Below are 12,151 nucleotides of genomic sequence, written 5' to 3'. Positions count from 1 at the left end.
CGCTCTACCTCCTGCATCCCTGCAGTTGCAGCGGCGACAGTCGCGGCTAAAGCCCCTCCCACGGCGGCCTGAGGCTGCGCCAGGTCAGGCCGGTTCGACCTCGGCAGCGCTGGCAGCCTTGGCCGTAGCCTTCAACTTGCGCATCTGCTCCACACCCCAGAGCACGCGCTCAGGCGTGGCCGGCGCGTCGATCTGCGGCTGCACCTTGTAGTCGGCCAGGCTGGCCACGGCGTCCTTCAGGGCGCACCAGGCGGCGATGCCGAGCATGAACGGTGGCTCGCCGACGGCCTTGGAGTGGAACACGGTGTCTTCCGGATTCTTGCGGTTCTCCACCAGCTTCACGCGCAGGTCGATGGGCATGTCGGCAATGGCCGGGATCTTGTAGCTGGCCGGGCCGCAGGTCTCTAGCTTGCCCTTGGCGTTCCACACCAACTCTTCCATGGTCAGCCAGCCCATGCCCTGGACGAAGGCGCCCTCGACCTGGCCGATGTCGATGGCCGGGTTCAGCGAGTCGCCGACGTCGTGCAGGATGTCGCCGCGCAGCATGCGGTATTCGCCGGTCAGGGTGTCCACCAGCACTTCCACGCAGGCCACGCCGTAGGCGTAGTAGTAGAAGGGGCGGCCGGCTGCCTTGTCGCGGTCGTAGTAGATCTTCGGCGTGCGGTAGAAGCCGGTCGACGACAGCGAGACCTGGCCGAAGTAGGCCTTCTGGATCATCTCTTCGAACGACAGGAAGTGATCACGCACGCGCACCTGGCCGTTGCGGAATTCGACGTCTTCCGGGGTGACCTTGTACTCGCGCACCAGGAAGTCGACCAGGCGCTGCTTGATGGTCTCGGCCGCGTTCTTCGCCGCCATGCCGTTGAGGTCGGCGCCGCTGGAGGCGGCGGTTGGAGAGGTGTTGGGCACCTTGTCGGTGTTGGTGGCGGTGATCTGGATGCGCTCGATATCGACCTGGAACACCTCGGCCACCACCTGCGCCACCTTGGTGTTGAGGCCCTGGCCCATCTCGGTGCCACCGTGGTTGAGGTGGATCGAACCGTCGGTATAGATGTGGATCAGCGCGCCGGCCTGGTTGAGGAAGGTGGCGGTGAAGCTGATGCCGAATTTTACCGGGGTCATGGCCAAGCCCTTCTTCAGCACCGGGCTTTTCTGATTGAACTCGATGATTTCGCGACGGCGCTTGGCGTACTCGGCGCTTTCCTCTAGCTCGGCGGTCATCTCGTGGATAACGTTGTGCTCGACGGTCTGGTGGTAGTGGGTGACGTTGCGCTCGGTCTTGCCGTAGTAGTTGAGCTTGCGCACTTCCAGCGGGTCCTTGCCCAGGCTGCGGGCCACGGCGTCCATCACTTCCTCGATGGCGACCATGCCCTGTGGGCCGCCGAAACCACGGTAGGCGGTGTTCGAGGCGGTGTTGGTCTTGCAGCGGTGACCGTTGATGGTGGCGTTGCCGAGGAAGTAGGCGTTGTCCGAGTGGAACATGGCGCGGTCGACGATGGAGCCGGACAGGTCCGGCGAGTAGCCGCAGTTGCCGGCCAGGTCCATCTCGATGCCGTGCAGCAGGCCGTCGTCATCGAAGCCGACGTCGTACTCCACGTAGAAGGGGTGACGCTTGCCGGTCATGCTCATGTCTTCCATGCGCGGCAGACGCATCTTGGTCGGCCGGCCGGTCAGATGGGCGATCACTGCGCACAGGCAGGCCGGGCCGGCGGCCTGGGTTTCCTTGCCGCCGAAACCACCGCCCATGCGGCGCATGTCGATGACGATCTTGTTCATCGGCACGCCGAGCGCTTCGGCGACCAGCTTCTGTACCTCGGTGGGGTTCTGCGTCGAGGTGTAGACCAGCATGCCGCCGTCTTCAGTCGGCATCACCGAGGAAATCTGGGTTTCCAGGTAGAAGTGCTCCTGGCCGCCGATATGCAGGGTGCCCTGCAGGCGACGCGGGGCGCTGGCCAACTGGCTGGCCGAGTCGCCGATGCGGTGGGTGTGGCTGGCGAGTACGAAATGCTTCTTGCGGTAGGCCTCGACCACGTCGAGCACCGGCTCCAGGTCCTCGTATTCGACGATGGCGGCCATGGCCGCCTTGCGCGCGGTTTCCAGACTGTCAGCGGCTACCGCCAGCACCACCTGACCAACGTACTCGACCTTGCCGTCGGCCAGCAGCGGGTCGCCGGCGACCACCGGGCCGATGTCCAGCTGGCCCGGCACGTCATCCTTGGTGATGGCGATGGCCACGCCCGGAAACTCGTAGCAGGGGCGGGTGTCGATGCGCAGGATGCGCGCATGGGCACGATCCGACTGGCGCGCATAGACGTGCAACTGGTTGGGGAACTCCAGGCGGTCGTCGACATAGACCGCTTCGCCGGACACGTGCTTGTCTGCGCTCTCGTGCTTGACGCTGCGGCCGACGCCGCTGGTCATGCCGGCGCGGAACAGGGCGGCCAGCTCTTCCTGGGATTTGTGTTCGATATGACTGGACATCTTCGCCTCCAAAACTTCGCATGCCGCCGGGCTGGCCGGCGGCGTATCAATTCACTGCGCCCTTAGAACAGGCTCTTAGGCGTAAGCGGTAACCCGGGTTTCGATCTCGGGCGACTGCTGCTCCAGGAAGAACTTGCGCAACAGGTTCTGGGCAGTGAGCAGGCGGTATTCCTTGCTGGCGCGGAAATCCGACAGCGGGGTGAAGTCCTCAGCCAGTGCGTTGCAGGCGCGTTCGATCACGCCCGGATACCAGGCCGAGCCGACCAGGGCCGCTTCGCAGGCGCTGGCGCGTTTGGGAATGGCGGCCATGCCGCCGAAGGCGATACGCGCATCTCGCACCACACCCTCTTCGATGGTGAGGTTGAAGGCTGCGCAGACGGCGGAGATGTCGTCGTCCAGGCGCTTGGACACCTTGTAGGCACGGAACGCCTGGTTGGCCTGGGCACGCGGCACGATGATCTTCTCGATGAATTCGGCTTCCTGGCGCGCGGTCACCTTGTAGTCGAGGAAGTAGTCCTGCAGCGGCAGGATGCGCCGGGTGTTGCCCTGGCGCAGGGCGATCTGCGCGCCGAGGGCGATCAGCGGCGGCGGGGCGTCTCCGATGGGCGAGGCGTTGCCGATATTGCCGCCCAAGGTGCCCTGGTTGCGGATTTGCAGCGAGGCGAAGCGGTGCAGCAGCTCGCCGAAGTCCGGGAACTCGCGCGACAGCGCTGCGTAGCAGTCGGACAGCGCCGCCGCGGCGCCGATCTCGATGGCGCTGTCGGTCACTTCGATGCGCTTCATGTCTTCGATATGGCCGACGTAGATCATCACCGGCAATTCACGGTGGAACTGGGTGACTTCCAGGGCCAGGTCGGTGCCTCCAGCGAGCAGGCGTGCTTGCGGGTTGGCGGCGTAGAGGTCGGCCAGGTCGGCCACGGTCAGCGGTACCAGGCAGCGTTTGTCACCGCTATTGAGTTCGGCGGTTTCGCGCGGAGCGATGGACTTGAGTCGGGCCACGGTGTCGCTTTCGAAGGCATCGAACTGATCCGGCTGCTTCTGGCAGCAGGCCTGTTCAGCGGCGTCGATGATCGGGCGGTAGCCAGTGCAGCGGCACAGGTTGCCGGCCAGGGCTTCCAGCGTGGCGCCCTTGTCGTAGCCGCTGGAATTCTTTTGCAGGGCGAACAGCGACATGATGAAACCGGGGGTGCAGAAGCCGCACTGCGAGCCATGGCAGTCGACCATCGCCTGCTGCACGCTGTGCAGCTTGCCCTGGTACTTGAGGTCTTCGACGGTGATCAGTTGCTTGCCGTGCAGGCTGGAGACGAAGGTCAGGCAGGAGTTGAGGGTGCGGTAGCGTACGCGGTCGCCCTCGAGCTCGCCTACCACCACGGTGCAGGCACCGCAGTCGCCGGAGGCGCAGCCTTCCTTGGTTCCGGTTTTGCCGACGTGCTCACGCAGGTAGTTGAGCACGGTGACGTTGGGGTCCAGGGCATGCTCGGTGCGCAGCTCCCGGTTGAGTAAAAACTGGATCAAGGACGACCTCCAGGCGCTTTATTGTTATGAATCGTTTGGCTCGCCGGATATGTGCACGCATTGCAAGGCCCGGACGTGATTGGCCATGGAGGCAATCTAGAATTCTCTGACTTTTGGGTCAATAAATTTCTGACCTGAAAGTCAGCGTGATTTTGGCAGCCTGATCCGTGAATCTGGCCATTCATGCAGCAAGTGTCATGCCGTACGCTTGGCCCGGATGCGCCCTGTGTTAAACTCACCGTCGAATTTTCGTGCTCCTGCCCAGCTGCAGCGGGGCTCTCAGACTCGACCGCCTGCCTCTGGATCGACGCAACTTAAGGAATGTCATGACGTTCAAGGCCCTGGACAGCCTCGCCGAGCAAATTGCCCATTACCTGGCAGAGCGGATCATTCACGGTGAGCTCAAGGAGCGCGAACGTATCCAGGAGCAGAAAGTTACCCAGGCCCTTAACGTCAGTCGTGGTTCGGTACGCGAAGCGCTGCTCATTCTCGAGCGCCGCCACCTGATCGTGATCCTGCCGCGCCGCGGTGCCCAGGTCAGCGAACTGACCCCGCACCACGTCACCAGTCTCTATGCGCTGAGCATCGAGCTGTACGCCATGCTGGCCCGCGCGGTGATCGAACGCTGGCAGGTGGAGGCCGATCTGGCGCCGTTCATCGAGATCAAAAATCGCCTGCAGGACAGCCTCGAGCGCGACGATATCAGCGCCTTCGTCGAGAACAGTTTCGATGTGATGCGCGCGGCCTTTCCCTTCGCCGACAATCCCTACCTGCAGGAAACCCTGGAGAATCTGCTGCCGGCCATCAGCCGCACCTATCATCTGGCGCTGGAACGGCGCAAAGGTGAGATGGGCCAGTTCATGAACACCTTCGCCAGTCTGCTGCAGGCGATCATCGCCCGCGACCCCGTGCGTGCCCGCGAGGTGCTGCAGGCCTACGGTGAGCATAACTGCCAGCTGGTGCTGGCCGCCCTGGCCGAGCGCTAAGCCGCGATGCGCCTGAAGAGCATCAAGCTGGCAGGCTTCAAGTCCTTCGTCGACCCGACGACGGTGAGCTTTCCCAGCAACATGGCGGCGGTGGTCGGGCCCAATGGTTGCGGCAAGTCCAACATCATCGACGCCGTGCGCTGGGTGATGGGTGAAAGCTCGGCGAAGAACCTGCGTGGCGAGTCGATGACCGACGTCATCTTCAACGGCTCCAACACCCGCAAACCGGTGACTCAGGCCTCCATCGAGCTGATCTTCGACAACAGCGACAACTCGCTGGTGGGCGAATACGCCGCCTTCGCCGAAATCTCCATTCGCCGCCGGGTGACCCGCGACGCTCAGAACACCTACTTCCTCAACGGCACCAAATGCCGCCGCCGCGACATCACCGATATCTTCCTCGGCACCGGCCTGGGGCCGCGCAGCTACTCAATCATCGAGCAGGGCATGATCAGCAAGCTGATCGAGGCCAAGCCCGAAGAGCTGCGCAATTTCATCGAGGAAGCCGCCGGCATCTCCAAGTACAAGGAGCGCCGCCGCGAGACCGAAAACCGCATCCGCCGTACCCAGGAGAACCTGGAGCGCCTTAGCGACCTGCGCGAAGAGCTGGAGCGCCAGCTCGAGCGCCTACACCGTCAGGCCCAGGCGGCGGAAAAGTACCAGGAATACAAGGCCGAAGAGCGCCAGCTCAAGGCACAGCTGCTGGCCCTGCGCTGGCAGAACCTGAACCAGCAGGTTGGCAGCCGCGAGCAGGTGATAGGCGATCAGGAGGTGGCTTTCGAGGCCCTGGTGGCCGAGCAGCGCAGCGCCGACGCCTGCATCGAGCGCCTGCGCGATGGCCATCACGAATTGAGCGAGCGCTTCAACCTGGTGCAGGGCCGCTTCTATTCCGTGGGCGGCGATATCGCCCGCGTCGAGCAGAGCATCCAGCATGGCCAGCAGCGCCTGCGCCAGTTGCAGGATGACCTGCGCGAGGCAGAAAAGGCGCGTCTGGAAACCGAGTCGCACCTGGGCCACGACCGCACCCTGCTGGCCACCCTCGGTGAAGAGCTGGAAATGCTCCTGCCCGAGCAGGAGATGACCGCCGCCGCTGCCGAGGAGTCCGCCGCCAGCCTGGAAGAGGCCGAAGCCAGCATGCACGGCTGGCAGGAGCAGTGGGACGGTTTCAACCAGCGCAGCGCCGAGCCGCGTCGCCAGGCCGAAGTGCAGCAGTCGCGCATCGCCCAGTTGGAACAGAGCCTGGAGCGTCTGGCAGAACGCCAGCGTCGTCTCAACGAAGAATTGCAGCAACTGGTGGCCGACCCGGAAGACGCCGCCATTCTCGAACTGAACGAACAGCTGGCTGCCGGTGAGCTGGAGCAGGAAGCCCTGCACCTGGCCGAAGAGCAACAGGCCGAGCGCCTGCAGCAACTGCGCGAGGAATTGCAGCAGGCCGGTCAGGCCCAGCAGCAGGCGCAAGGTGAGCTACAGCGGCTGAACGGCCGTCTGGCGTCACTGGAGGCGCTGCAACAGGCTGCCCTGGATCCGGGGCAGGGCGCAGGCGACTGGCTGCGCGAGCAGAACCTGCTGCAGCGCCCGCGCCTGGCCGAAGGCCTGCGCGTGGAGGCTGGCTGGGAGCTGGCGGTGGAAACCGTGCTCGGTGCCGACCTGCAGGCCGTGCTGCTGGACGATTTCGCCGGCCTGGATTTCACCGCGCTGGAGCAGGGTGAGCTGCGCCTGGCCAGCCCCGCCAAGGGCGGTGCGCGCCGTGCCGGTAGCCTGCTGGATAAGGTCGAATCGAGCCATGACCTGTCGCCCTGGCTGGCCGGCGTGCGTCCGGTGGAATCACTGGAGCAGGCGCTGGCAGAGCGTGGGCAACTGGCGGACGGCGAAAGCCTGATCAGCCGCGACGGCTATTGGGTCGGTCGGCATTTTCTTCGCGTACGCCGTGCTGCCGAAGCCGACAGCGGCGTGCTGGCGCGCGGTCAGGAATTGGAGCGTCTTGAGCTTGAGCGCGAGGAACGTGAAGCAGCGTTGGCGCAACTGGATGAACGCCTGCTGGCGCTGCGCGACGAGCAACGTCTTCAGGAAGAACAACGCGAGCAGCAACGCCGTCAGGGTCAGGAACTGGCGCGCCAGCTGGCTGAGCTGAAGGCAAAGCTGTCCGCGAGCCAGGCCAAGGCCGAGCAACTGGGCCTGCGCCGTCGTCGTCTGCAGGACGAACTGCAGGAGGCCGCCGAGCAGCGCGAGATCGAGCAGGAGCAACTGGGCGAAGCGCGCCTGCAATTGCAGGATGCGCTAGACGCCATGGCGCTGGATAACGAGCAGCGCGAAAGCCTGCTGGCCAGCCGCGACAGCCTGCGCGAGCGCCTCGACCGTGTGCGCCAGGAAGCCCGCCAGCACAAGGATCATGCGCACCAGTTGGCGGTGCGCGTCGGCTCGCTCAAGGCGCAGCACGATTCCACCCGTCAGGCGCTGGAGCGCCTGCAGATGCAGGCCGAGCGTCTGCACGAGCGGCGCGAGCAGTTGTCGCTGAACCTAGAAGAGGGCGAGGCGCCGCTGGAAGAGCTGCGCATCAAGCTCGAGGAGCTGCTCGAACGACGCATGGCGGTGGACGACGAACTGCGCCAGGCGCGTTTGGCGCTGGAAGATGCCGACCGCGAATTGCGCGATGCCGAGAAGCGCCGCACCCAGGCCGAGCAGCAGGCGCAACTGCTGCGCAGCCAGCTGGAGCAGCAGCGCATGGACTGGCAGTCGCTCAACGTGCGGCGCAAGGCGTTGGCCGATCAGCTCGCCGAGGACAACTACGACCTGCATGGGGTGATCGCCACCCTGCCGGCCGAAGCCAGCGAGAGTGCCTGGGAAGAGGAGTTGGAGCGCATGGCCGCGCGTATTGCTCGTCTCGGGCCGATCAACCTGGCGGCTATCGACGAGTATCAGCAGCAGTCCGAGCGCAAGCGCTATCTGGATGCTCAGGACGCCGACCTGGTCGAGGCGCTGGAAACCCTGGAGAACGTCATCCGCAAGATCGACAAGGAAACGCGCAATCGTTTCAAGGACACCTTCGATCAGATCAATGGCGGTTTGCAGGCACTCTTTCCAAAAGTTTTCGGTGGCGGCAACGCTTATTTGGAACTCACCGGCGAAGATTTACTCGATACCGGTGTAACCATCATGGCGCGGCCCCCGGGCAAGAAGAACAGCACCATTCATTTGCTCTCCGGTGGAGAGAAAGCGTTGACTGCTTTGGCACTGGTGTTTTCCATCTTCCAGCTCAATCCGGCGCCGTTCTGCATGTTGGACGAAGTGGATGCACCGCTGGACGATGCCAACGTTGGGCGCTATGCGCGGCTGGTCAAGGAGATGTCGGCGACGGTGCAGTTCATCTATATCACCCACAACAAGATCGCCATGGAAATGGCCGATCAACTGATGGGGGTCACCATGCATGAGCCGGGTTGTTCGCGCCTGGTGGCGGTGGATGTCGAGGAGGCGCTGGCGATGGTGGAGGCGTGATGGCAGAGCGCCGCGAGATTAACTGAATATAGGCAAAACCTTGTGTGGCTCCCTGTGTAAAGTTGCCTTTCGTCGTGCTAGCTTATTGCCCACTTTTGTTACACGCGGAAAACGTCAGATAGAACATCAAGTTGGCGCCGCGCTTTATAGTCGAGTTGTGATCCGTTTGATTGGATCTTTTTTTCACCAGAATTTTTAAGGGTCAGGTATTTCATGGAATTCGGTCTGCGCGAGTGGCTGATCGTTATTGGCATCATCGTTATCGCTGGCATCCTTTTCGACGGCTGGCGCCGTATGCGCGGTGGCAAGGGCAAGCTCAAATTCAGGCTCGACCGCAGCTTCGCCAACATGCCTGATGACGACAGTGACCCAGATTTGCTCAGTACGCCACGTGTGGTAAATCGCGACCACGAGCCGCAGTTAGACGAAGACGAACTGCCGTCGATGAGCGCCAAGGACCTGCCACGTCGTCCACGCAACGAGCCGCAACAGGGCGACCTCAATCTGGCTGTCGATGAGCCGGTGCCGACTCTGCTCAACCCGGTCGATGACGAACCCGTCGAACCGAAGAAAGCCTCCAAGCCGGCTGCCGATGCCGCACCGGTAGAAGAGGTGCTGGTGATCAACGTGGTCGCCCGCGACGACTTCGGCTTCAAGGGCCCGGCGCTGCTACAGAACATCCTCGAAAGCGGTCTGCGCTTCGGTGAGATGGACATCTTCCATCGTCACGAAAGCATGGCGGGTAATGGCGAGGTGCTGTTCTCCATGGCCAACGCACTCAAGCCGGGCACCTTCGATCTCGACGATATCGAAGGCTTCAGCACCCGCGCGGTGAGTTTCTTCCTCAGTCTGCCTGGCCCGCGTCACCCCAAGCAGGCCTTCGACGTCATGGTCGCGGCCGCGCGCAAGCTGGCCCATGAACTGGGCGGTGAGCTGAAGGACGACCAGCGCAGCGTGATGACTGCGCAGACCATCGAACACTATCGCCAGCGCATCGTCGAATTCGAGCGCCGGCAACTGACCCAGAAACGCTGACCCGTACACGAAGTCGAAAGAGAGCAGCCAAGGCTGCTCTTTTCGTTTGAGAGACCGAGCATGACCGACGCCGCCCAACGTATTTCCGAACTGCGCAACGAACTGGACGCGCACAACTACCGTTACTACGTGCTGGATGAGCCGAGCGTTCCCGATGCCGAGTACGACCGACTGTTCCGCGAGCTGCAGGCGCTGGAGGCCGAGCACCCGGAGCTGGTCACGCCGGAGTCGCCGACCCAGCGTGTCGGCGGCGAGGCGCTCAGCGCCTTCGGTGAGGTGCGCCATGAAGTGCCGATGCTCAGCCTGGGCAACGCCTTCGATGAGGACGATCTGCGTGCCTTCGACCGCAGCGTGCAGAACGGCCTCGGCGTACAGGGTGGCGACCTGTTCGGCGGCGGCGCTGAGATCGAGTACAGCTGCGAACCCAAGCTCGACGGCCTGGCCGTCAGCCTGCGCTACGAGAACGGCCAACTGGTGCGCGGCGCCACGCGCGGCGACGGCAGTACCGGCGAAGACATCACCAGCAATGTGCGCACCATTCGCAATGTGCCGCTCAAGCTGCTGGGTGAGGGCTGGCCGCAGGTGCTGGAGGTACGCGGTGAGGTGTTCATGCCCAAGTCCGGTTTCGAGGAGCTCAACGCACGCCAGGCCGAGAGCGGCGGCAAGACCTTCGCCAACCCGCGTAACGCCGCTGCCGGCAGCCTGCGTCAGCTCGACCCGAAGATCACTGCCAGCCGCCCGCTGGAGTTCTGCTGCTATGGCGTTGGTCAGGTCAGCGGCGAGCTGCCGGGCACCCAGGTGGCCATGCTGCAGCAGCTCAAGGCCTGGGGCGTACCCATCAGTCGCGAACTGAAGCTGGCCAAGGGCGTCGAGGCCTGCCTGGATTACTACAGAGATATCGCCGAGCGGCGCATGAGCCTGGCCTATGACATCGATGGCGTGGTGTTCAAGGTCAACAATATCGAAGATCAGCAGCAACTGGGTTTCCGCGCGCGTACCCCGCACTGGGCCATCGCCCACAAGTTCCCGGCGCAGGAAGAGCTGACCGAACTGCTCGACGTGGAATTTCAGGTCGGGCGTACCGGTGCGGTGACGCCAGTGGCGCGTCTGAATCCGGTCAAGGTGGCCGGTGTGATGGTGGCCAACGCTACCCTGCATAACATGGATGAGGTGGCACGCCTGGGTGTAATGATCGGCGACACGGTGATCATCCGCCGTGCTGGCGACGTGATCCCGCAGGTGATGGCCGTGGTGCCCGAGCGTCGCCCGGAGAACGCGCGCCCGGTGCACATTCCCGAGCAATGCCCGGTGTGCGGCTCGGCGGTGGAGCGCACGCAACTGGTCAAGCGCAGCAAGGGCAAGGAATCGGTCAGCGAAGGTTCGGTGTATCGCTGCGTCGGTCGCCTGAGCTGCCAGGCGCAGCTCAAGCAGGCGATCATCCACTTCGTCTCGCGCCGTGCCATGGATATCGAAGGCCTCGGCGACAAGACCATCGAGCAACTGGTGGACGAGAAGCTGATCGGCTCGCCGGCCGACCTGTACAAACTGACCTTCGAGCAGATCATCGGCCTGGAAGGCTTCGCCGAAGTCTCCAGCAACAAGCTGCTGAAGGCCATCGAGGACAGCAAGCGGCCGACCCTGGCGCGCTTCATCTATGCGCTCGGCATCCCCGATGTGGGCGAGGAAACCGCCAAGGTGCTGGCGCGCTCCCTGGCCTCGCTGGAGCGTGTGCGCAAGGCACTGCCGCAAGTGCTGACCTATCTGCCGGATATTGGTCTGGAGGTCGCGCACGAGATCCACAGCTTCTTTGAGGATGAACACAATCAGCAGGTGATCAGCGCCTTGCTGGGCGAATGCGGTCTCGAACTGCAGGAAGAGGGTGAGCTGAGCGCCGAGTTCTCGGCCGTCGCCACCCTTGGGGACATGCTCGATAAGCTGAACATTCCGAGTGTCGGCCCCGGAGCGGCGCAGAAGCTGGCGGAGCGTTTCGGCAGTCTGGAGGGTGTGCTTGGCGGCGACTGGCTGGACATGCGTCAGGCCCTGCCGGAGAAACAGGCCAAGGCTGTACGCGAGTTTTTCGACAATGCCGATAACGCCCAGCTCGCGCGCGCTATCGAGCAGCAACTGCGCGATTTCGGCATGCACTGGGAAAGCGAGAAGAAAGTTGCCGAAGGTCTGCCCCTGGTCGGCCAGACCTGGGTGCTCACCGGCACGCTGGAGGTGATGAGTCGCGACGTCGCCAAGGAAAAGCTGGAGAGCCTGGGCGCCAAGGTGGCCGGTTCTGTCTCGGCCAAGACCCACTGCGTGGTTGCCGGGCCAGGTGCCGGCTCGAAGCTGGCCAAGGCCAGCGAGCTGGGGGTGAAGGTGCTGGACGAAGCGCAGTTCCTCGACCAGCTCAAGACCTACGGCATTGAAGCGTAGGGCGCTGTTCGCGAGCAGAGCTCGCTCCTACAGAGGCAGGCGAAGATACGCCGATCTTGTAGGAGCGGCTTCAGCCGCGAAATGACCGGTGCAGGGTAGCTCCAAGGCTCCCGGATTGCATGAATTTAGGTGTCGAACCCAGAATCTGTAGGAGCCGGCTTGCCGGCGATCCTTTATGCAGAAGCATCGCCAGCAAGCTGGCTACGGCGGCCGCATCA

The 12,151-nt window shown here is 63.6% G+C and carries 6 protein-coding genes; 4 read left to right on the top strand and 2 right to left on the bottom strand.

All coding sequences use genetic code 11. The features are described 5' to 3' along the window. Window positions 1-84: 84 nt before the first annotated feature. Entirely contained in the window at window positions 85-2,481 is a 2,397-nt protein-coding gene (gene xdhB, locus N5J71_RS02340) for a xanthine dehydrogenase molybdopterin binding subunit (RefSeq protein WP_279916215.1), read from the bottom strand. Window positions 2,482-2,556: 75 nt separating this feature from the next. Continuing rightward, window positions 2,557-3,996 carry a xanthine dehydrogenase small subunit gene (xdhA, locus tag N5J71_RS02335; RefSeq protein ID WP_279916214.1) on the bottom strand — a complete coding sequence of 480 codons (1,440 nt, stop codon included), beginning with the start codon at window positions 3,994-3,996 and terminating at the stop codon, window positions 2,557-2,559. Between the two features lie 326 nt (window positions 3,997-4,322). On the opposite strand from xdhA, the gene N5J71_RS02330 reads away from it, so the two are divergent. The 4 genes from N5J71_RS02330 (at window position 4,323) to ligA (ending at window position 11,933) form a co-directional block, all read left to right on the top strand. Next, window positions 4,323-4,982: a GntR family transcriptional regulator gene (locus N5J71_RS02330; RefSeq protein ID WP_279916213.1), complete on the top strand. Its 660-nt coding sequence runs from the start codon at window positions 4,323-4,325 to the stop codon at window positions 4,980-4,982. A gap of 6 nt (window positions 4,983-4,988) precedes the next feature. Next, window positions 4,989-8,477 (top strand): chromosome segregation protein SMC, encoded by a 3,489-nt coding sequence (gene smc, locus N5J71_RS02325; protein WP_279916212.1) that lies wholly within the window; start codon window positions 4,989-4,991, stop codon window positions 8,475-8,477. Between the two features lie 213 nt (window positions 8,478-8,690). Beyond that, the gene (gene zipA, locus N5J71_RS02320) at window positions 8,691-9,512 is read left to right on the top strand and encodes a cell division protein ZipA (protein WP_074857903.1); all 822 of its coding nucleotides are present in this window, start codon (window positions 8,691-8,693) and stop codon (window positions 9,510-9,512) included. A 60-nt stretch (window positions 9,513-9,572) separates the two neighbouring features. After that, window positions 9,573-11,933, top strand: a complete 2,361-nt coding sequence (ligA, locus tag N5J71_RS02315) for an NAD-dependent DNA ligase LigA (RefSeq protein WP_279916211.1) — start codon at window positions 9,573-9,575, stop codon at window positions 11,931-11,933. Window positions 11,934-12,151: the final 218 nt, after the last annotated feature.

This window comes from Ectopseudomonas oleovorans, assembly GCF_029845265.1.
Classification (GTDB): domain Bacteria; phylum Pseudomonadota; class Gammaproteobacteria; order Pseudomonadales; family Pseudomonadaceae; genus Aquipseudomonas; species Aquipseudomonas oleovorans.
Note: the sequence above shows the minus strand (reverse complement) of the source record. Positions and strands in the feature narration are given on the sequence as shown.